General features: G+C 55.5%; 17 protein-coding genes and 1 pseudogene. 10 read left to right on the plus strand and 8 right to left on the minus strand.

Features of this window, described 5'->3' with window-relative positions; genetic code table 11:
- Positions 1 to 17: 17 nt before the first annotated feature.
- The 3 genes and pseudogenes from H7R76_RS25230 to smpB form a co-directional block, all read right to left on the minus strand.
- A complete protein-coding gene (locus tag H7R76_RS25230) occupies positions 18 to 1919 on the minus strand; it encodes a BapA/Bap/LapF family large adhesin (RefSeq protein ID WP_502711067.1) in 1902 nt (633 codons plus the stop codon).
- Between the two features lie 102 nt (positions 1920 to 2021).
- Positions 2022 to 8309, minus strand: a pseudogene (locus H7R76_RS06060) (Ig-like domain-containing protein); the annotation flags it as partial.
- Positions 8310 to 9075: 766 nt separating this feature from the next.
- A complete protein-coding gene (gene smpB, locus H7R76_RS06065) occupies positions 9076 to 9558 on the minus strand; it encodes an SsrA-binding protein SmpB (RefSeq protein WP_106928390.1) in 483 nt (160 codons plus the stop codon).
- Between the two features lie 151 nt (positions 9559 to 9709).
- Between smpB and H7R76_RS06070 the strand changes: the two genes are divergently transcribed.
- Entirely contained in the window at positions 9710 to 10147 is a 438-nt protein-coding gene (locus H7R76_RS06070) for a type II toxin-antitoxin system RatA family toxin (protein ID WP_197974850.1), read from the plus strand.
- Positions 10137 to 10433: an RnfH family protein gene (locus tag H7R76_RS06075; RefSeq protein ID WP_182967240.1), complete on the plus strand. Its 297-nt coding sequence runs from the start codon at positions 10137 to 10139 to the stop codon at positions 10431 to 10433. The genes H7R76_RS06070 and H7R76_RS06075 overlap by 11 nt, the downstream gene beginning before the upstream one ends.
- 65 nt (positions 10434 to 10498) lie before the next feature.
- On the opposite strand, the gene bamE is transcribed toward H7R76_RS06075, so the two are convergent.
- The 3 genes from bamE to nadK all read right to left on the minus strand — a co-directional run bounded on the left by bamE (position 10499) and on the right by nadK (position 13611).
- On the minus strand, positions 10499 to 10837 hold the full coding sequence (gene bamE, locus H7R76_RS06080; RefSeq protein WP_106928396.1) for an outer membrane protein assembly factor BamE: 339 nt from the start codon (positions 10835 to 10837) through the stop codon (positions 10499 to 10501).
- Between the two features lie 148 nt (positions 10838 to 10985).
- Entirely contained in the window at positions 10986 to 12647 is a 1662-nt protein-coding gene (recN, locus tag H7R76_RS06085) for a DNA repair protein RecN (RefSeq protein ID WP_106928398.1), read from the minus strand.
- Positions 12648 to 12732: 85 nt separating this feature from the next.
- The gene (gene nadK / locus H7R76_RS06090; protein WP_182967242.1) at positions 12733 to 13611 is read right to left on the minus strand and encodes an NAD(+) kinase; all 879 of its coding nucleotides are present in this window, start codon (positions 13609 to 13611) and stop codon (positions 12733 to 12735) included.
- 121 nt (positions 13612 to 13732) lie between these two features.
- On the opposite strand from nadK, the gene grpE reads away from it, so the two are divergent.
- Positions 13733 to 14326, plus strand: a complete 594-nt coding sequence (gene grpE / locus H7R76_RS06095) for a nucleotide exchange factor GrpE (protein ID WP_106928402.1) — start codon at positions 13733 to 13735, stop codon at positions 14324 to 14326.
- Positions 14327 to 14367: 41 nt separating this feature from the next.
- On the opposite strand, the gene H7R76_RS06100 is transcribed toward grpE, so the two are convergent.
- Both H7R76_RS06100 and H7R76_RS06105 read right to left on the minus strand, forming a co-directional pair.
- Positions 14368 to 15654 carry an HlyC/CorC family transporter gene (locus H7R76_RS06100; protein WP_106928404.1) on the minus strand — a complete coding sequence of 429 codons (1287 nt, stop codon included), beginning with the start codon at positions 15652 to 15654 and terminating at the stop codon, positions 14368 to 14370.
- A gap of 16 nt (positions 15655 to 15670) precedes the next feature.
- Positions 15671 to 16462 (minus strand): cytochrome C assembly family protein, encoded by a 792-nt coding sequence (locus tag H7R76_RS06105; protein ID WP_106928444.1) that lies wholly within the window; start codon positions 16460 to 16462, stop codon positions 15671 to 15673.
- Between the two features lie 224 nt (positions 16463 to 16686).
- On the opposite strand from H7R76_RS06105, the gene ffh reads away from it, so the two are divergent.
- The 7 genes from ffh (at position 16687) to H7R76_RS06140 (ending at position 22126) form a co-directional block, all read left to right on the plus strand.
- Entirely contained in the window at positions 16687 to 18051 is a 1365-nt protein-coding gene (ffh, locus tag H7R76_RS06110; protein ID WP_064543362.1) for a signal recognition particle protein, read from the plus strand.
- A gap of 109 nt (positions 18052 to 18160) precedes the next feature.
- Complete coding sequence (gene rpsP, locus H7R76_RS06115; RefSeq protein WP_181358019.1) at positions 18161 to 18409, plus strand: 30S ribosomal protein S16; 249 nt, start codon at positions 18161 to 18163, stop codon at positions 18407 to 18409.
- Between the two features lie 18 nt (positions 18410 to 18427).
- Positions 18428 to 18976 (plus strand): ribosome maturation factor RimM, encoded by a 549-nt coding sequence (rimM, locus tag H7R76_RS06120; protein ID WP_035894946.1) that lies wholly within the window; start codon positions 18428 to 18430, stop codon positions 18974 to 18976.
- A 30-nt stretch (positions 18977 to 19006) separates the two neighbouring features.
- A complete protein-coding gene (gene trmD / locus H7R76_RS06125; protein ID WP_182967244.1) occupies positions 19007 to 19774 on the plus strand; it encodes a tRNA (guanosine(37)-N1)-methyltransferase TrmD in 768 nt (255 codons plus the stop codon).
- Between the two features lie 41 nt (positions 19775 to 19815).
- A complete protein-coding gene (gene rplS / locus H7R76_RS06130) occupies positions 19816 to 20163 on the plus strand; it encodes a 50S ribosomal protein L19 (protein ID WP_006687325.1) in 348 nt (115 codons plus the stop codon).
- A 131-nt stretch (positions 20164 to 20294) separates the two neighbouring features.
- Positions 20295 to 20696, plus strand: a complete 402-nt coding sequence (locus H7R76_RS06135; RefSeq protein ID WP_223878947.1) for a DUF2946 domain-containing protein — start codon at positions 20295 to 20297, stop codon at positions 20694 to 20696.
- Between the two features lie 56 nt (positions 20697 to 20752).
- Positions 20753 to 22126 carry a PepSY-associated TM helix domain-containing protein gene (locus tag H7R76_RS06140; protein WP_182967246.1) on the plus strand — a complete coding sequence of 458 codons (1374 nt, stop codon included), beginning with the start codon at positions 20753 to 20755 and terminating at the stop codon, positions 22124 to 22126.
- The last annotated feature ends 2 nt before the right edge of the window (positions 22127 to 22128 follow it).

Genomic DNA, 22128 nt, shown 5'->3' on the forward strand with positions numbered 1-22128 from the left:
CGGCGTTTGCCGATGACTTATCCGACAACAATATGGTTCTGTTCGACGAGATCGCTAAGCTTGATATTGTGTACATCGTCAAGAACCAGCAAATCTGTAGAAGAATATTTCGTTCCGCTGGCGCCATCTCTGTCAATTGAGATCACCGTCCCTTTTCCTGTGTCGGTTACCGTCAGGAAATTGCCTAATGATGACGACTGGCCGTCCCAGCCAACCAGCAGGCTGTGAATGTCAATTTTGTCCCCCTGAGCGAGCGAGAAGTTGCTCCAGTGATCCACGCCGTTACCACCGGTAGCATCGGTGCTGTTCAGCAGGTTATAAATCAGCGTATCGCCGTAAGCAGAGCCGATAATCACGTCCGACTGGTTAGTGCTGGTGAACAGCGGATTCATGTTAATGGTTAAGGTGGCGGTATCGGTGTGGCCGTTTTGATCGTTCAGCGTATAGGTGAACACCTCTTTATTGACGATGTCAGACGGGTGCACGTTACTGTTCAGGGTATAGGAGTACGACCCGTCAATATTGACGGTCAGCGTACCGTAATGCCCGGTAATGGTCGCGCTGGTCAGGCTGCTGAGCGGGTTAGTGGTGGTGGCGTTGAGCAGCGGCGTCAGGGTGGCGACGCTACCGTTGAAGCCGCTAATGGTTAATGTGGTGTGCGAGCCGGAGAGCTGGTCCATCGCCCCAGCGGCGTCGCTGCCGTCGTAAATATTCCCCGTCACGTTGTGGCTGCCGGTGATCAGGAAGTTGTCCAGATCGTACGAGGTGCCGACGAACGACGGCGTGATGGTAATGGCGCCCAGTTGTGGAATGCCCATATCGGCAATCAGGTGCAGGGTATAGGTATGGCCAGCGCTCAGTTCCAACCCGCTTAGGCTCAGCGTATTCACATTATTGAACAGCGTTAACGCCCCTTTCGCGACGCTGTTAGTGGCGACCTGGACGCCATCTTCATACAGCACCCATTTCAGCGCCAGGCTGCTGATGGCGACGCTTGAGGCAACGCTGAAGCTGATAGACACCGCCTTCAGCGCCGTTCCGGCGGCCACCGTAAAGGTGGTATCGGTTTCCAGGTGCGACGTCGATTTTGCCAGCGTGGTGGCCGCGCCGATGAGGCTGGCCCCGGCGGTCGTGACCTGCGTGGTGCTGAGCGACATGGCGCTGCTGACGTCATCTACCGCATCAAGCGCGTGTGCGCTAGGTTGAATATTCAGCGTCGCGGAGGCCTGTGTCCCGTTTTGCGCGGTGATGGTGTAGATAAAGCTGTCCGGCGAGGTAATGCTGCCTGTGCTGACCCCGCTTTTCAGCGTGTAGGTATAGTTACCGTTGGCATCAATCACCAGCGTACCGAATTTTCCGACGATCGATGTTGTCCCGCTGCCGGCAACGGTGACGCCGTTGACCTGGGTGACGTGGGCGCCGGTGGCGGCGATGCCGGCATCGTTGCTCAGAACGTTGCCGCTGGCGGCCGCGCTAAGGCTATCGACGCGATAGGTGTAGTCCGCCAGGTAAGTGATGGTGTAGCCGCCCAGCAGGTTCAGCCCCTGCGCGGAGTTCATCACAATCAGGTACTCGCCTCCCGGCAGCGTCAGGGTGGTGGCGTCCGATTTTCCCCCCAGCAGCGGCACGATGAGCCAGTTGGTTTTTGACTGGAACAGCTCGTACTGCTGCGTGACCACGTTCAGGCGGTAAACATAGAGGTCAAAGGTCGCGCCGATCATCACGCCGCCCGCAGAGCTTTGCAGAGTGATGACGCGGTCGGTACCTTCGGCCACGCTCAGCAGCGTGGGGTTACGCATATCTTTCAGCAGGCCGACGGAGATGACGTCTCCCAGACCCAGGCTGACGATCGTATAGCTCGTCTGGCTGGCAGGCAGCGTAGCCGCCGTTGCCGCGTTGACCTGGGTGTTGTAAATCATGCTGACGCTGTCATCCACCGCGGTGAGCGCGCTGGTACTGCCAGCACCCAGGGTAATCACCAGGTTGGCGGAGCTGCTGACGCCCCCCTGCACGATGGTGTAGGTAAAGCTGTCGGAATGCCCGAGGGCCGTCGCCGTGGTGGTGGGATAAAGGGTATAGGTGTAGTCGCCGCTGGCGTTAATCACCAGCTTACCGTACTTCCCGTTAATGGTCGTTCCGGCCGGGTCGGCGGTGACAGGGGTGGATACGCCGTTGAGGATAATCGCCGAGACGACGGTACCAATTGGCGCGACGTCGTTGCCTTCGGTAAGCAGATTGCCCTGATGCGGCGTCGTTTCCGTCAGTACTCCCGGGGTGGTTTCGGTCAGCGTGACGTTAATGCCGGTATAGGCGCCAACGGCCAGAATGCTGGTGTTGTAGCTCAGTACCCGGTAGTTACCCGCCGCCAGCCCGTCCATTTGCAGAGATATACCGCTGGCGCCGAGGGTCAGCAGATTGGCGAACTGTGCCTGGGAGGAGTCGACAATGGTTGTCCACGCCTGAAGATTGGTATCAAACACCTGCACCACAATCAGCTGCGAGCTGAGCAGTGAAAGGACGGTGCCGGTCGCAATAGCATTGATGGTGGCACTGCCGGTGTTATTGGCGTCGACGGTGAATTCTGCCTTCGCCACTTTATCCGCCAGCACGGTAATGGTGTTGCCGAGCGCGTTAATCAGCTGCGCGCCGTAGCCGCTGGCCTGTTTGACGGTGACCACGGCATTGGTGGTAATGTCGGTCAGGTTGATGATGTCATCGTTAGCGGCGATCGGCAGCGTGGGGGCGTGGATCGTGGTATTCGCTGATTTATTCCCCGCCGCGTCGGTGGCGCTGACGATAAGGGTTTCGCCGCTCACCAGCCGTGAAGGCAGCAGGGTGGACCAGTTGCCGCTGGCATCGGCCGTCACCGTCAGTTTGCTCCCGTTAGGCAGCGTGATGGTGATGGTCGCATTGGCTTCCGTATGGGTGCCCGTTGGGTTACTGATGCTATAGCCGTCGGCGCTGACCTGCGCATCCGGTGCTGCGGGGGCGGTGGTATCGACGATGATGGTTATTGCTGCAGATGCCAGACCGGTGCCGGTGCTGTTGGTCGCCGTGGCGGTAAAGATATGGGGGCCTTCTACCAGCGCGGTGGTGGTCTGATACTGCCAGACGCCGTTGTTGTCTGCGGTAACGGTGGCGAGCAGTTTCCCGTTGTCATAGATGTTGACGCTGGCGCGCGCCTGGGCGGTGCCGTTGAGGGTCGGTAGGGTATCGTCGGTTGTTTTACCGTTGCCGATACTGCCCTGAATGCTGTCAAAATCATCGATGATGGTGCTAATCACCGGCGCGCCCGGTAGGGTGCTGAACTGTGCATAAACGTCGGTCGGCAACCCTTGGTTACCCGCCGCATCGGTCGCGTAGGCGCTCAGTTTTTCTCCGTTAGATTGCGTCGGAGAGAGCGTGATGTTGAATTTGCCCGTGGCGTCGGCGGTGCCGGTGCCTAATACGACGCCGGTGGCGCTCACCACGGTGACTTTACTGCCAGCTTCGGCGCTTCCTGAAAGGATGTTGCCTGCCAGGTTGACGCTGAGATCTTTTGGCGCATCCGGCGCGATCAAATCGACGGTTAGCGTACGGCTGGAGGAGCTGCCGCTCACGTTGCCAGCCGCATCGGTGGCTTTCGCCGTTAACACGTGAGTACCGGTGAGCAGCGGCACGAGCGGCGTAAATGTCCAGTTACCGGAGCCGTCGGCGGTGGTCGTGCCAATACTTTTGCCGTTGTCAAAAATCTCAACGATCGTATTTTTTTCCGCTGTACCGGAGAGCACCGGAATGACGTCGTTGGTGGCCCCCTGATCCGCTACGTTACCGACCTGCGGCAACGTATCGTCCAGAATGGTCGTGATGACCGGCGCGTTGGGGGCCGCGGTATCGACCACGACGGTGAACGAGTTAGAGGCTAATCCCGTGTTGCCTGCGGCATCGGTCGCTTTGGCGGTTAAGGTGTGGGAGCCATCTGCCAGCGCGGTGGTTGGGGTAAAGGACCACACGCCGGTTAAGGCGTCCGCTTTCACCTGGCCAATCGATTTGTTGCCGTCATAAATGGTGACGGTTGCCCCCGGCTCTGCCGTACCGGTAAGCGTAGGGCGGTTATCGTCGGTGATCTGATTTTGCGTCAGGTCGTTTTGCAGTGTGCCGACATCATCATGCACGGTGATAATAATCGGAGCCTGCGGTGGCTGGGTATCGACGATCACGGTGAAAGGTGACGAATCAATACTGGTGTTGCCTGCGGCGTCCGTTGCCGTCGCGGTCAGCGTGTGGGTGTTGTCAGACAGCCCCGTCAAGGAGACGCTCCAGCTGTTGTCGGCGTTGACTGTGGTTGTCGCTATGGCGGAGTGGGTCACGTTGTCGTAGATGATAATTTTGGCGCCAGCCTCCCCGGTACCGCTGAGCGTCAGATTGGGTTTATTGGTTGGGATGCCGACGATAGGCGTGCTGCCGTCGCTGGCCTGCAGAATAATCGGTGCGGACGGCGCAACGGTATCGATGGTTAGGGTGAATGGGTCGGACGCTACGCTGGTTACCCCAATGTCGTTGGTGACCGTGGCAGTGAAGCTGTGTGGGCCATCTTTCAGCGGGGTGGACGGCTGCCAGCTCCAGGTACCGAATATCGTGGTCATTACATTCGTAACAAAGATACCGTTATCGTAAATGGCGATCGTGGCATTGCTTTCGAAGCTTGTGCCGTGCAGCAGAGGGCGACTATCGTCGGTAGCGCTGCCGTTATAGAGCGCATTCTGGAGGGTTCCGACGTCGTCATCGGCGGTCAAAATTGTCGGCGCCAGCGGTTGAACCGTGAGGACTGTATAGGCGATCGGTAGCGATGTACTGGTATTGCCTGCGGCATCCGTGGCGGTGACGTACACGCTGTGGAACAACCCGGCGGCGTAAGTGCTATCAGGCGTAAATGACCAGTTTCCGTTGCTGTCGGCGGTAACGCGGCCCAGTTCGAGGAGGTTGTCATAGATGATAACCTGCGCGCCGGCCTCCGTCTTACCGCTCATGGTGGGGTGTGTTTCATCGGTGACGGTACCGTTAAGAATCGGCCCTTTCAGGACACCGGTGTTGTCGGTGATCACTAACGTTGAAACCGCCGGCGGCGTGATATCGATGGTGGTATGGAAGAGAGGACTTGGGTCGACAAAGTCCGGCTCAGTGACGTAAAAGGTGTGTGCACCTTCGCCCAGCGGCGTGACAATTGGGAAGATCCACTGGCCGTCGAGGCCAACCAGTACCGAGCCCATTGCGCTGCCGTCGACGTAGACGGTGACGTGCTGCCCCGCAGTGCCGAGGCCGGTCAGGATCGGGGTCGTGTCGTTCGTCACCTGATTATCACCCAGGCTGCCGGTATTGAGGGGCGTATCGTCGATAATTGCCACGATGACCGGCCCGGTGGCGGTCGGGCTCTGGACATACAGGTTAAACGGCCCGGCGGCGTTGCTGATGTTGCCCGCAGCATCGGTAGCGGTAGCGGTCAGCGTATGGGAACCCGCGCTCAGCGTCGGGCTAAATGACCATATGAGACTGCTATCCACGTTAATCGTGCCAATTTTGTTACCGTTGTCATAGATATCGACCGTCGAACCCGCCTCCGCGATACCGTTGAGCGTCGGGGTCGTATCTTTGGTCACCTGGCCCGTAATCAGCGGCAGGCCAATACCACTTGAATCATCCGTCACCGTGAACAAAGGCGCGGTTGGCGCAATCGTATCGACGTTCAGCGTAAAGTCTGCGGAGGTGGCGCTGACATTACCGGCCGCATCGACGGCGAAGACGCTGAGGGTATGGTCACCGTTAGTGAGCGGTACGTCTAAGGTAAAACTCCAGGTGTGGGTTGTGCTATCAACCGTTGCGCTGCCGAGATAGCGGGAACCCTCATAGATACTGACGCTGACGGCGTCTTTTTCGGCGGTGCCGTTCAGCGTGAGTTTGGTATCATCGGTGATGGGCTTCAGCGGATTAATCGTCCCCTGATACAGCCCGACATCGTCGGTGACGCTGGTGATGACCGGCGCTGCTGGCGGCGTGTTATCGAAGGTAAAGGTAAAACTGTTGGAGATACCGCTGGTGTTGCCCGCCGCATCGGTTGCCGTCGCCGTTACAACGTAAGTTTTATCGCTTTGCATGGCGCTGAGGGTATATGACCAGACGCCGTTTTGATCGACCAGTGCGGTACCCACCTCGGTTCCATTCAGCGAGATATGTACGGTGGAGCCGCTTTCGCCGCTGCCGGTGAGCTTCGCGGCCGGATCGTTGGTTGCTCCGTTATTGAGTACGGCGCCAACGGCCGGGGAAACCGCGTCGTTGAGCTGAATGATCGCTGGCGTTGTCGGCGGGATCGTGTCGATAACGACGCTCACCGGGGCCGAAGGTATACTGAGATTGCCCGCGCTATCGACGGCGACGGCGGTGAACACATGGCCGCCATTGGGCAGATTGCCGTTCGCCGTGAAGCTCCAGTGACCCTGACCATCTGCTTGGGTATAGCCGAGGTAGGTGTTGGTATTATCGTAGATTTTTACCGTCGCATGGGCTTCGGCTGTACCGGTCAGTTTTGGCGTGGCGTCATTGGTTAATTTATCAATCAGCGCCTCGGCATCGTTAACCAGCGCGGTAATGACGGGTTGAGCTGGCGGAGTGATGTCCGGCGCGGCGATCGTTGCCGGCAGGCTCTGGTTGTGCGAGGCGTCGGTGGCGGTGACGCTCAGCAGCTCGCCGTTAATTTGCTGCGGCTGCAGTGCGATGCTGAAATGACCTGATTCATCCGCGTAGCCGCGGCCGATTTCGTAGGTATCTGGCCCGGTGATAATCACCAGGCTACCGGCCTCCGCATGGCCGCTGAGCGTGGCGCCGTTGTCGGCAATCTGGAGTTGGTCCGGTGCGGTCGGCGGGGTTAAGTCGGTGGACAGGATCGTTGACGGCAGGCTGGTATTATTGGCCGCGTCTTTGGCAACAGCGGTCAATAAATCACCAGCGAGCTGTGCCGGATTCAGATCGATCGTAAAGCTGCCGTCGTTAGACGTGACCTTCACAGAACCAATGGGCGTGCCGTGACCGTCGGTGACGGTAACCGTGCTGCCGATTTCGGCCTGGCCATAAAGGTGCGTTCCGTCAACGGAGAGGCTGTACAGAACAGGCGCGTCCGGCGGCGTGGTGTCCGGAGCCACGATAATCCCGGGAAGGCTGGTGTTGCCTGCTTTATCGGTCGCGTAAGCGTCCAGCGTTTCGCCGTTCAGCTGTTTGCTGCTCAGATCGACGGTAAACGCCCCGCCGCTGTCGGTAACGACGACGGTACCGAGCACTTTGCCGGAGTCTGATGTGATGGTAATGGTGCTGCCCACTTCGCCAATGCCGCTGAGATGCAGGCCGTCGGCAGAGATTTGCAGGTTGTGCGGGGCGTCCGGCGCGCTCATATCCAGCACCAGTACAAAGGTGCCGGATTCTTTACTTTCCTGGCCGAGTACCGATGCGGTGGCGGTGATTTGGTATTGCCCGTCTTTAAAGGTTCCGTCTGCCGGACGATAGGACCAGTTACCGTTGGCGTCGGCGGTGGTGCTGCCGATAGCCGTACCGTTGCTGTAAATAATGATTTTGGCATTTGCAACGGAGGTACCGTTAATTTGCAGGTGGCTATCGTTAGTTGCGACACCGCTGGTGACCATCGGCGTCGTTGGCTTGTTGCTCTCGGTTACGCTGACAATAGCCGGAGCCGCTGGCGGGGTGCCGGTGTTATTCAGGCTATTATCATTACCACCACTATTATTACTGGTGCCGCCATTATCGCCAGCGCCATTATTATTGTTACTGGTACCGCCGTTGTTGCCGTTGCTATTGGTCGACGAGCCGGTACTTGCACCGCTTGAGTTACCGCCACCGCCACCACCGCCACCGCCACCGGCAGCCAGCCCGATACCGGCTGCCGCACCCAGACCGCCCAGCACCCACGGCCAAACGGCGGCCCCTTCATGTTGAGTTCCTGAAAGGGCTAACAGTGCATCAATGTTATCAAGGTGCTCGAAATGAACGGCTCCATTCGTATCCTGCACCCACCATAGCGCCCCCTGGCCATCTTCAAGCACCAGTTGGTTTGCATCGGCGCCAGTGGTCGCGTAGAAATTTTTAATGGTGATCGTTTCGCCAGAGTGTCGGGTAATCACCAGATCGTGGTTTACCTGCTTCATGGAGGCGATATCGGACCTATCCAGATGTAGCTTCACGATGGAAGGTGAAGTGAGGGTGATAACGTTGCCATCAACGTTGCTGGCGACAGCGGTCAATTTTGAAATGACGGATACGGTGCCCATAGGTTCACTCCATTCAGTGAGGTATCAACTGATAGTGCCTGTCGTTTTTAAAATCACTTTTTGGTTAATGCATAAATGCTTTCTGGCTTTCAGACAAAAATATCCCGCCCCGCTTGCAGAACGGGTTTTTAAGATAATTCTCAAATTGAAATTTGATTTAGGTTGCCGTTGTTTTTATAACGACGATTGCTGTGCGTTCGTCCATGGTTTTTAAATTATCCGTTGATTACGGTATAGCTTAAAAATAACGCATGTCACAAATTAAGCATGCCTTAACAATGATTAATTCCTGATGAATTACACTTTTTTTTCAGTGAATACAGCAAGGTTAAACGATGCTTGCAAAAGCGTTGAAGGTAATCAATCTCTTGATTCACGCTGCTTTTATATTAAATCATGCGCTAAGGGCATGCGACAGTACTTACTGAATCATTGTGGGTATTTATGTTTTAATTGTTGTCTTAGGAAATGTCTGAATTGATTTTTAATGAAGAAATGGCCTGATTGGGTAATGTTTATATAAGCCATTTGAAATATGATATATGCTATATCATGATTATTTAAATATTCAGCAAGCTACGGGTTAAAGATATTATTCATTATTGATGATATGAATAATAAACAGAGGTTATTTTTATTTTTCAAATAAGGGTAAACATCGGTCAGTGAGAAAATAACTGACGGTTTCCCCCCACGGCAAGAACCGATAACCCGATACTCTCTGTTGCTGCTGGAGAATATCGGGGTTATACAAATGGCCTATGGCCTAGCGCCCGGCATGTTTCATAATGCGAGCTTTATCCAGCTGCCATTCACGATCCTTCAGATCGGAACGCTTGTCGTGCTGTTTCTTCCCTTTCGCCACGCCGATTTTGACTTTACACCAGGCGTTCTTCCAGTACAGGGAGAGGGCGACGACGGTATAGCCTTCACGGTTGATGCGGCCGTACAGGTTATCCAGCTCACGTTGGTTAAGCAGCAGTTTACGGGTACGCGTGGGATCGCAGACGTAATGGGTGGAGGCCACGGCCATCGGCGTGAAGTTGGCACCGAACAGGAAAGCTTCGCCATCTTTCAGAATGACGTAGCTGTCGCCGATGTTGGCTTTACCTGCGCGCAGAGATTTAACTTCCCAACCCTGGAGGGCGAGTCCCGCCTCAATTTCTTCTTCGATAAAGTATTCGTGGCGGGCGCGTTTATTCAGCGCAATGGTGGCCGATCCAGGTTTGTGTGCTTTTTTCTTTGTCATAATATCCTGAAGTTATCGCTAATCTGATAAACATAGCCTCAAGCTCCCGCGAGGCGCAATACGCTATCTTAGCACGATATAGCCCGCGTCCGTTTTTTTTAACCGGAGATAAATGATACTATTTACGCCGTGTTTGATCATGGAAATTGCTATGCCTCAGATTAGCCGTACTGCGCTGGTGCCCTACAGCGCAGAGCAAATGTATCAACTGGTGAATGATGTGAATGCCTACCCGGATTTCCTGCCTGGTTGTACCGGCAGCCGCGTTCTGGAGTCTGGTCCTACGCAGATGACGGCGGCGGTCGATGTCTCAAAGGCTGGCATCAGTAAGACCTTTACCACGCGCAATACGTTAACCGATAACCAAAGCATCCTGATGCATCTGGTCGATGGGCCGTTTAAGACGTTGATCGGCGGCTGGAAGTTTACGCCGTTAAGTGCTGACGCCTGCAAGATTGAGTTTCAGCTCGATTTTGAGTTCACCAACAAACTGATTGAGCTGGCGTTTGGTCGCATCTTTAAAGAGCTGGCGCTGAACATGGTGCAAGCGTTTACGATGCGCGCGAGAGAGGTTTACCGTGTCGGGTAAAATAGCCGTTGAAGTGGCCTATGCGCTACCGCAAAAGCAGTATCTGCAGCGCGTGACGCTCGATGAAGGGGCGACGGTAGAACACGCTATTCAAGCCAGCGGGCTGCTGGCGCTGCGTGATGATATCGACCTGAGCAAAAATAAGGTGGGTATTTATAGTCGCCCGGTGAAGCTGCAGGACGAAGTTCATGACGGCGACCGGGTTGAGATTTATCGCCCGCTGATTGCCGACCCGAAAGAGCTGCGTCGCCAGCGTGCCGAGAAATCAGCACAGAAAAAGGGATAGCCGCCGCTAACGAATGGACAATAAAAAAGCGCTCAGTGAGCGCTTTTTTGTCATTACAGGCTAGCTTATTTGGTCAGCGCTGGCTTGTTGTCGATATTGGTCAACACGCCGCTGCTGTTGAAGGTCAGCGTCAGCGTTTGCTGGGTCGCGGCTTCATGGCCTGGCTGCTGGCGGAACACGTAGAACCAGGTGTTGGTGCCGAACGGGTCGGTCATCATCGGGGTACCTAAGGTGTAGGCTACCTGTTGCTGGGTCATACCCGTATGGATTTTGGCTACATCGTTAGGTGCCAGGTAGTTCCCCTGACTAATATCAGGACGGTAAACCACTCGCTCCAGAGTGGAACAGCCTGCAGTCATCATCAGAAGAACCGCTGCGGCAGCAGTCAGCGTTTTACAGCGCATAGTGATTTGATTCCTTTTCGGGCCCGAGCAGTACGCGGCTCATATGTCATGTGCCGATGATAATAGACCTGAGGTAAGTTGGAAACCTTTGATATCAGGTCTGACGGCGTTTTTATTGTGAACTCAGACTGTAAGAAATCCAAAAAGTTTATGCGGCCAGCAACTCTTTCGCATTCGCCAGCGTATTCCGCGTGACTTCACTGCCGCCTAACAGGCGTGCCAGCTCTTGCAGGCGCGCGCGTTTGTCCAGCGGCTGCATGTGCGTTTCAGTCATGGCGCCGTCGGTTTCTTTGCTGACGTAGAAGTGGTGATGACCGCAGCCAGCCACCTGCGGCAGGTGGGTAACGCACATCACCTGCGTTGATTCACCCAACTGGCGCAGCAGTTTGCCAACAACCGCCGCCGTCGGACCGCTGATGCCGACGTCCACTTCATCAAAAATCAGCGCCGGGGTTTCCATTTTACGCGCCGTGATGACCTGAATGGCCAGCGCAATGCGTGACAGTTCACCGCCGGACGCCACTTTCGCAATGGCCTGCAGCGGCTGGCCCGGGTTGGTCGTGACGCGAAACTCAATACGGTCAGCGCCTTCAGCCGTCAGGTGCTGTTCTTCAAAGCTAACGTCGATATCAAAGACGCCGTGCGGCATGGAGAGCATGTGCATGCTGTCGGTAATCAGCTGTGCCAGCTCCTGAGCGCTTGCCTGTCGCTGATCGTGCAGCTGACGTGCGGTTTCCAGCGCCAGATCGTGATAGCGCGAGACCGCGAGTTTCAGCGTCTCCAGCGAGTCGCTTTGATCGTCCAGCTGTTGCTGCTCATCAAGTAATGACTGGTAGTATTCCGGCAAGGCTTCCGGCGCGATTTGATGTTTCCGCGCAAGCGAAATCTGCTTAGACAGCCGCTGCTCAAGCTCAAACAGGCGATTAGGGTCGAGATCCAGACGGTCGCAGTAATGACGCAGTTCATCGCTGGCCTCGCTCAGCTGAATTGCGGCTTCTTCCAGCATGGACAGTACGCCGGACAGTTTACCGTCCATGCTGGCGAGCTCTCCGGCTAACTGACGCGCGGTATAAAGCTGGCTTTGCAGATTGACCTCTTCGCCGTCGGCCAGAATAGCCAGCGCGTGCTGGCTGGTTGCGATAAGTTGCCCGCTGTTGGCAAGGCGTTTGTATTCTTCATCGATCTGTTCGTATTCACCCGGCTGCGGATTGAACTCGATAAGCTCTTTCAACTGGTACTGCAGCAGCTCTGCGCGGGCGGTTCGTTCCTGACTTTGCTGCTGATGGGTGGCAAGGTCACGGCAGCTTTGGTTCCACTGACGGTAGTGCTCCGCCATTTGGCGAGCTAGTTCGGACTCGCCGGCGTAGGCGTCGAGCAGATGCTTTTGATGTTCGGGTTTGACCAACTGCTGGTGCGCATGCTGGCCGTGGATTTGAATCAACAGCTGGCCCAGCTCCCGTAGCTGCGAGAGCGGCACTGCGGTACCGTTAATAAAGCCGCGCGAGCGACCGTCGCTGCTGATGACGCGGCGGAGCAGGCACTCGCGGCCGTCTTCCAGCTGGTTTTCTTCTAACCAGCGCAGGGCGGCAGGCGTATCTTTTAGGGCGAAGCGTGCGCATAGGTCGGCACGGCTGGCACCGGCGCGTACCATATCGGCCTCTGCGCGGCCGCCCAGGCACAGGCCAAGGGCATCAATTGCAATAGATTTACCGGCACCGGTTTCCCCGGTGATGGCCGTCATGCCGCTGTTGAAGTCGATTTCAAGTTCACGAACGATTGCAAAATTGCTGATGGTCAGTTGTGCCAACATAGCCGCTTTCCTGTATGAAAACCCATAACTGTGTTTTCATACAGTATAGACTGGTTTTTTATCCAGTAAAGAGGTGGCGGTAAAATTAGAACAATTTTTTTGACCAGCCGAGCTTGGTGCTTAATGTATTGAAATAGCTATAGCCTTTGGGGTGAATCAGATTCAGGTGATAATCGCAGCGGCGAATCAGCACATCTTCACCTTCCTGGATAGGCAGGGCTATCTGGCTGTCACAGCTGATCTCCAGATCGCTACGGCGGTGCGAGAAGCGCAGGCGAATGGTACTGTCGCCGTTGATCACCAGCGGGCGCGCCGAGAGCGTATGTGGGAACATGGGGACCAGCGTGATGGCGTCCAGCGACGGCGTGAGAATCGGGCCTCCGGCGGAGAGTGAATAAGCGGTAGAACCGGTCGGCGTGGAGATTATCAGGCCATCGGAGCGCTGTGAAAAAGCGAAAGTCTCATCAATGTAGACTTCAAATTCAATCATGTGCGCCACTTTGCCCGGGTGCAGCACCACTTCATTGATGGCGGTACTGATGCGTTTCTGGCAATTTTGCTGGCAGACCTGCGCCTCCAGCAGAAAGCGTTTTTCGGCGATGTAGTTGCCGTCCAGCACGTCGGCAAGCTGCTGATGGGCATTGTCCGGATCGAGGTCGGTAAGAAAACCGAGGTTGCCACGGTTAATGCCGATGACGCTGATGTCGTAGCGGGCCAGCGTACGCGCTGCGCCAAGCATGTTGCCGTCGCCGCCCACCACCACCGCCAGGTCCGCTTTCTGACCAATTTCTGCCAGCGTGCCGGTTTTCACATTGTCCAGCTTGAGCTCCTGGGCAATCTGGCGTTCGACAATCACATCGAGGCCTTTGGTACTCAGCCAGCGATAGAGCATTTCATGTGTCGTCAGGGCCGTCGGGTGACGGGGGTGTCCTACAATACCGATACACTTGAAATGATTGTTCATTTTCTGAATGTCCTTGTGCCGAAGATTGGTGACAATGTGAGAGCTTCCCTTGAAACCCGGAATCAGATCCCCATAATAATCCAGGTTAGCGAGATGATTGCGAAAAAACGCGGAGAAATTCATGAGTAGTAAAGAACAGAAAACGCCTGAGGGGCAATCCCCGGAAGAAATTATCATGGAACAGCACGAAGAAGTTGAGGCGGTTGAACCAAACGCTTCTGCTGAACAGGTGGATCCGCGCGATGAAAAAATTGCGAACCTTGAATCGCAGTTAGCGGAAGCTGAAACCCGCGAGCGTGAAAGCGTGCTGCGCGTGAAGGCTGAGATGGAAAACCTGCGTCGTCGTACTGAGATTGACGTTGAGAAGGCGCATAAGTTTGCGCTGGAAAAATTCGTCAACGAACTGTTGCCGGTGCTGGATAGCCTGGACCGCGCGCTGGAAGTGGCGAACAAAGACAACGAAACCATGGCGGCAATGGTCGAAGGGATCGAACTGACCCGTAAGTCGATGCTGGATGTGGTGGCGAAGTTTGGCGTGCAGGTGGTTGCGGATATCGATGTGCCGATGGACCCGAACGTACACCAGGCCATTGCGATGGTTGAGTCCGATGACGTTGCCGCTGGCAACGTGCTGATGGTGATGCAGAAGGGGTATACCCTGAACGGCCGAACCATTCGTGCGGCGATGGTGTCCGTCGCGAAGGCGAAGGCCTGACGTTGTTTTAACCCTCTCCCCGCCAGGGGAGAGGGTGCGTCTTACTCCGCGACGCTGTCGCGCAGCGGTCTTATCGGGTTCACCTGAACCTGCTTAATCACGTTATCCTGCACGTCGAGAATATCAATATCATAGTGGGCGATACGCACCCGCGTGCCTGCCGCCGGGATCTCTTCCAGCGCTTCGACAATCATTCCGTTCATCGTACGCGCTTCGTCTTCCGGCAGATGCCAGTTGAAGGCTTTATTGAGTTCGCGTACGTTGGCGCCGCCATCGATAATCACCGAGCCGTCGTTTTGCGGGTTAACCTCTTCGGCGAGCGAAGGAGACATCGAGGTGGTAAAGTCGCCAACGATCTCCTCCAGAATATCCTCAACCGTCACCAGCCCCTGAATATCGCCATATTCGTCGACCACCAGGCCCACTTTCTTTTTATTACGCTGGAATTTAACCAACTGAGTACTCAGCGGGGTACCCTCCGGGACGAAGTAAATCTCATCGGCGGCGCGCAGCATCACCTCTTTGGTGAACTCTTTTTTCTCGGTCATCAGCCGGTAGGCTTCGCGCACGCGCAGCATGCTGATGGCATCATCCAGCGAGTCGCGATACAACACAATGCGGCCGTGCGGCGAATGCGTCAGCTGGCGCACAATGGATTTCCAGTCGTCGTTGATGTTGATGCCGACGATCTCATTGCGCGGCACCATGATGTCGTCGACGCTGACTTTTTCCAGGTCCAGCACCGACAGCAGCATGTCCTGATTGCGGCGGGAGATCTGCGAGCGCGACTCGTTCACGATGGTGCGCAGCTCGTCTTTGCTGAGCGAACTGCTGATGGTGATATCGGTTTTGATGCCCATCATGCGCATCAGGATGCGGGTGATCAGATTCAGCAGCCAGACCAGCGGCATCATCAGTATCTGAAGCGGTGCCAGCAGGAAGCTGCTGGGGTAGGCGACTTTCTCAGGGTAGAGTGCGGCAATAGTTTTCGGCAGCACTTCGGCAAACACCAGCACCACAAAGGTCAGCACCCCGGTGGCGATAGCGACGCCCAGGTCGCCGTACAGGCGCATCCCGACGATGGTGCCGAGCGCAGAGGCCAGGATATTGACGAGGTTGTTGCCAATCAGCACGAGGCTGATTAAACGATCGGGCTTTTGCAGCAGCTTCTCAACGCGCTTTGCGGGTTTGTTTCCCTGTTTGGCAAGGTGGCGCAGCCGATAGCGGTTTAGCGTCATCATGCCGGTTTCAGAGCCGGAGAAATAGGCGGAGATGACCACCATGATGATCAGCGTCACGATCAGCGTGGTGGTAGAAATATGTTCCAAGAGAATTCCTTAGTACTTAGCTCACGAATTGTTGAATGACGCGGCTACCAAAGTAGGCGAGCGTCAGAATGCCTGCGCCCGCGACGTTAAACCAGACTACCCGGCGGCCTCGCCACCCTTCATGATAGTGGCCCCATAACAACACGATATAGACGAACCAGGCGATGATGGAAAGGACGGCCTTGTCGATATTTTCCATGCTGAACAGGTTATGCATGTAAAACAGACCGGTACAAAGCGTCAGGGTGAGCAGGACGACGCCCACCTGAGTGATGTGAAACATTTTGCGTTCAATGACCATCAACGGCGGCATTTCATGACTGAATGCCAGCTTTTTGTTTTTGAGCTGGTAGTCAATCCACGCCAGCTGTAGCGCGTACAGGGCGGCGATGATCAGCGTGGCATAGGAGAACAGCGAGAGCCCAATATGCACCATCATGCCCGGCGTGGCTTCCAGGTGGGTAATAAACTCGTTGGGCATAAAGGTCGCGAAGGCGAGGTTGATGAGCGCAAACGCGTAGACAATAGGCAACAGCAGCCAGCCGCGGTTACGCGAGGCGACGATCGTCATCACCGTGCAGATCATCAGGCTCACCAACGAGCCGACGTTTAACAGGCTGAGGTTTTGCCCGCTTTCACCGCCCGGCAGAATGCGGGCTTCCAGCGCGAAGGCGTGGCATACCAGCGCGACGGTGGCGGAGAGAATCGCCATACGCCGCCAGCCGCTGTTTTTTTGCAGCAGACCGGGAATAATCAGCGCCAGGCTGACGGAGTAGGCAACAAGCGCGAGCAGGGCAAAAACAGGCATAAAGAGTCGGCAGTCGTCAAAAATAAGAAAGAGAAGCAGTATATACGCAAAATCCATCGAGTTGTATCAAGGCGCACAGGCTATGTGAAGGCGGCGATGTCACGTTACGCGATATCAGCGCCCACCGTGGCCTCACAACTCGCTCGGTGTCGTGTTATACTCCCGCAAATTTCCGTTTTTTGGTCGCGCAAGCGACTCACCGTTTCCACCCCAGGCGAGAGACAATGTTTGATAATTTAACCGATCGTTTGTCGCGCACGCTGCGCAATATCAGTGGCCGTGGACGCCTTACTGAAGACAACGTAAAAGAGACGCTGCGCGAAGTGCGCATGGCGCTGCTGGAGGCTGACGTTGCGCTGCCGGTAGTGCGTGATTTTATCAATCGCGTAAAAGAGAAAGCGGTTGGTCATGAAGTTAACAAAAGCCTGACCCCGGGTCAGGAGTTCGTCAAAATCGTCCGTAGCGAACTGGTTTCGGCGATGGGCGAAGAGAACCAGACGCTCAACCTGGCCGCGCAGCCGCCGGCCGTGGTGCTGATGGCGGGCCTGCAGGGTGCGGGTAAAACCACCAGCGTCGGTAAGCTGGGTAAATTCCTGCGTGAAAAGCACAAGAAGAAAGTGCTGGTGGTCTCTGCCGACGTCTATCGCCCGGCGGCGATTAAACAGCTGGAAACCCTGGCCGAGCAGGTGGGCGTGGACTTCTTCCCGTCCGACGTTGGCCAGAAGCCTATCGACATCGTTAACGCGGCGCTGAAAGAAGCGAAGCTGAAATTCTACGACGTGCTGCTGGTGGATACCGCCGGTCGTCTGCACGTTGATGAAGCGATGATGGACGAAATCAAACAGGTTCACGCGGCCATTAAGCCAGTAGAAACCCTGTTTGTCGTTGACGCCATGACCGGCCAGGATGCGGCGAATACCGCTAAAGCCTTTAACGAAGCGCTGCCGCTGACCGGCGTGGTGCTGACCAAGGTCGACGGTGATGCACGCGGCGGGGCGGCGTTGTCTATTCGCCACATTACCGGTAAGCCAATCAAGTTCCTCGGCGTAGGTGAAAAAACCGAAGCGCTGGAGCCGTTCCACCCGGATCGTATCGCGTCCCGTATTCTCGGCATGGGCGACGTACTGTCGCTGATTGAAGATATCGAGAGCAAGGTTGACCGCGCGCAGGCTGAGAAGCTGGCGACCAAGCTGAAGAAAGGCGACGGTTTCGACCTGAATGACTTCCTGGAACAGCTCAAGCAGATGAAAAACATGGGCGGCATGGCGAGCCTGATGGGCAAGTTGCCGGGCATGGGTCAGATTCCTGACAACGTCAAATCGCAGATGGATGACAAAGTGCTGGTGCGTATGGAAGCGATCATCAACTCGATGACGCTGAAAGAGCGCGCGAAGCCGGAAATCATCAAGGGTTCCCGCAAGCGTCGTATCGCTCAGGGCTGTGGCCTGCAGGTGCAGGACGTGAACCGTCTACTGAAGCAGTTCGATGACATGCAGCGCATGATGAAGAAGATGAAGTCGAAAGGCGGCATGATGAAAATGATGCGCGGAATGAAGGGTATGATGCCCCCGGGATTCCCTGGCAGATAATACGGATTGCATTTTGCCCAAAAATGAGTAAAATTTTCGGGCTTTTAATATGACACCGGGCCCCTTCCCTCGATGGGGCCCGGTTGTTCTATTCACACAAGAGGATGTTATGGTAACTATTCGTTTAGCTCGTCACGGCGCTAAAAAGCGTCCGTTCTACCAGGTTGTTGTTACTGACAGCCGTAACGCACGTAACGGTCGCTTCATTGAGCGCGTTGGTTTCTTCAACCCGATCGCTTCTGGTTCGGAAGAAGGCACCCGCCTGGATCTGGATCGTATCGCACACTGGGTTGGCCAGGGCGCAACTATCTCTGATCGCGTATCTGCGCTGATCAAAGAAGCTAAAAAAGCAGCTTAATCTGTCACGGTGGTCATGATGAGCAAGCAACACACCGCACAAGCACCTGTTGATCCGATCGTATTGGGGAAAATGGGTTCTTCCTACGGTATCCGTGGTTGGCTCAGAGTGTTTTCCTCCACCGAAGACGCCGAAAGCATTTTTGACTATCAGCCCTGGTTAATCCAGAAGGCGGGTCAGTGGCAGACCGTTGAGCTGGAAAGCTGGCGCTACCACAATCAGGATATTGTCATTAAGCTGAAAGGCGTTGACGATCGCGATGCCGCGAATCTGCTGACGAACTGCGAAATTATCGTGGATTCCTCGCAGCTGCCGGCGCTGGAAGATGGAAGCTATTACTGGAAAGACCTGATGGGCTGCCAGGTAGTGACTACGGAAGGCTACGGTCTCGGTAAAGTCATCGATATGATGGAAACCGGGTCGAATGACGTTCTCGTCATTAAGGCAAACCTGAAAGATGCATTTGGTATCAAGGAGCGGTTGGTTCCGTTCCTCGATGGGCAGGTTATCAAGAAAGTCGATCTCGCTACTCGTACTATCGAAGTAGATTGGGATCCTGGTTTTTAAACCACCGGATAAACGGTAAAAGACGGCGCTATGTGGATTGGCATAATTAGCCTGTTTCCTGAAATGTTCCGCGCAATTACCGATTACGGGGTAACTGGCCGGGCAGTAAAAAAAGGCCTGCTGAGCATCCAGAGCTGGAGTCCTCGTGACTTCACGCATGACCGGCACCGTACCGTGGACGATCGTCCTTACGGCGGCGGACCGGGGATGTTAATGATGGTGCAACCTTTACGGGACGCCATTCATGCAGCAAAAGCCGCGGCAGGTGAAGGCGCAAAGGTGATTTATCTGTCACCTCAGGGACGCAAGCTTGATCAAGCGGGCGTCAGTGAACTGGCCACGAATCAAAAGCTGATTCTGGTATGCGGTCGCTACGAAGGTATCGATGAGCGCGTGATTCAGACCGAGATTGACGAAGAATGGTCTATCGGCGATTACGTTCTCAGCGGTGGAGAGTTACCGGCAATGACGCTGATCGACTCCGTTTCCCGGTTTATTCCGGGTGTACTGGGTCATGAAGCTTCAGCATTCGAAGATTCGTTTGCCGATGGGTTGCTGGACTGTCCGCACTACACTCGCCCTGAAGTGTTGGAAGGGATGGAAGTACCGCCGGTTCTGCTGTCGGGAAACCATGCTGAGATACGTCGCTGGCGTTTGAAGCAGTCGCTGGGCCGCTCCTGGCTTAGAAGACCTGAACTTCTGGAAAACCTGGCTCTGACTGAAGAGCAAGCAAGGTTGCTGGCGGAGTTCAAACAGGAACACGCACAACAGCAACATAAACATGATGGGCTGGTCTGAGACCCCCAAATATCAGTTTACCCAGGATAAGAGATTAAATTATGAGCAACATTATTAAGCAACTTGAACAAGAACAGATGAAGCAGGACGTACCTTCCTTCCGTCCGGGTGATACCGTGGAAGTGAAAGTATGGGTTGTTGAAGGTTCCAAAAAACGTCTGCAGGCATTTGAGGGCGTGGTTATCGCTATTCGTAGCCGCGGTCTGCACTCTGCATTCACTGTTCGTAAAATTTCCAACGGCGAAGGCGTTGAGCGTGTCTTCCAGACTCACTCTCCGGTAGTTGACAGCATTGCTGTTAAACGTCGTGGTGCTGTACGTAAAGCTAAACTGTACTACCTGCGTGAGCGCACTGGTAAGTCTGCTCGTATCAAAGAGCGTCTTAACTAAGATTCGCGCAAGCGACATCCTGTTAAAAAGGGCTGGCCGAAAGGCTGGCCCTTTTTTTATCTTCATGCGCACCTTGCGTTAACATTTGGTTGCTAAATCATTTACAATACCCTTGTTCTCTGGAGGGTAGCGTGAACGGCAAAATCACCCATATCATCGCATTTAAACGGCGGGCCGCCTGGCTTGCGCTGTTTGCTATGGCGCTGATTGTTTTTGCACCGCTGGTTTCCATATCGCTCCAGCCAACGGCGATGAGCGCGATGCCGGGCATGCACCATGAAATGAGCATGCCTATGCTGGCACACCACTCCGTGCCGCAAAACATGCCCGTTGACCATGGCGAGGCCTGCGGCTACTGCGTTTTGTTGACCCACGTGCCGGGGATGATACTGGCGTTGTGCGTGCTGTTATGCGCGCTACTGCTGCGCGTTAACGTTGTTCCCTTCCTGCCAACGATAAGCCACTGGCATTTCTTCCCCTGGCTCTTTCCCGATACCCGCGCGCCGCCGCGAGGGTCTGCTTTACCTGCTTAATAACGATAAATGACGCTTCAGCGTCACGCTTCATTTCGCATGAACAAAGGAAAAGTATGACAACCTGCACCTCGCGGGCGGCATGGGTGCACCTGCTGCGCCGCCTGCATTTTTTTATCGGCCTGTTTGTCGGGCCCTTTATCTTCGTTGCGACCCTGACCGGCACGCTGTATGTGGCTACGCCTCAGCTCGAAAACGTGCTGTATCACCAGGCGCTGCACGGCAGCACCGAGGGTGAGCGTCAGCCTATTGCAGCACAAATTGCCGTCGCGGAACGCGCGCTGGATACACCGCTGCGTCTGAGCGCGGTTCGACCGGCTTTGGACGCGGGTATAACGACGCGTGTGATGTTCGCTGACCCTGCGCTACAGCCATCAGAAAACCGTGCGATTTTTATCGACCCGGTCACGCTGGCGGTGAAAGGGGACATGACGGTCTACGGCACCAGCGGCATTCTGCCGCTACGTCAGTGGATAGACTACGCGCATCGTTCGCTGCTGTTGGGCGATGTCGGACGCCTTTATAGCGAACTGGCTGCCTCATGGATGTGGGTCGCGGCACTGGGAGGTGTGGTGCTGTGGGCTTTTACCCGGCCAAAACGGCGAATAAAAAACCGCCTGCAAAATACCCGCCGCGTTCATGTTACCCTTGGCTGGTGCCTGCTGGCGGGAATGCTGCTGTTTTCAGCCACCGGGCTAACCTGGTCACAGTGGGCGGGCGGCAACGTCGATAAGCTGCGGGCGTCGTTAGGTTGGTTAACGCCACAGGTTAATACCCAACTGCACGGCGCCAGCCCGATGCCGATGGATCCGCATGCGGAGCACCGCGGGCATCATGGCGAGAAGGCTGCTCATGAGTCGACGATCGGTTGGGACAGTATTGATACTGTCCTCAATGTGGCCCAACGAGGCGGCATCAACGCAAGGTCTCTGGAGATCCGCCCGCCGCGCAGTGACGATCGCGCCTGGACGGTCACCGAGATCGATCGGCGCTGGCCAACGCAGGTTGATGCGGTCGCCATCGATCCGCAGTCGCTGGCGATAATCGATAGCACACAGTTTGCTGACTTCCCGCTGATGGCTAAGTTGACGCGTTGGGGCGTGGATTTTCACATGGGGATCTTGTTCGGCTTGCCGAACCAGCTGCTGCTGATCGCCTTTGGCCTGGCGTTGTGCGTGGCTATTGTGATGGGCTATCGTCTGTGGTGGATCAAACGCCCGTCTCAGGCGGAGACAAACCCACTGCTGACGCTAACGCACAGCTGGCGGGCGCTGTCGCTACCGGCCCGCTGTGGCACATTACTACTCGCCGTAGCATGCGGGTTTGTGCTTCCGGTTATGGGCATCAGTCTGGCGCTGTTTATGCTGTTTGACTGGCTACGCTGGCGAGCGGCTGTGCGGATGCCGCTCGTCGAATCGTCCGTCGAGTAACC

Source organism: Klebsiella sp. WP8-S18-ESBL-06 (assembly GCF_014169755.1).
Taxonomy (GTDB): Bacteria; Pseudomonadota; Gammaproteobacteria; order Enterobacterales; family Enterobacteriaceae; genus Kluyvera; species Kluyvera ascorbata_B.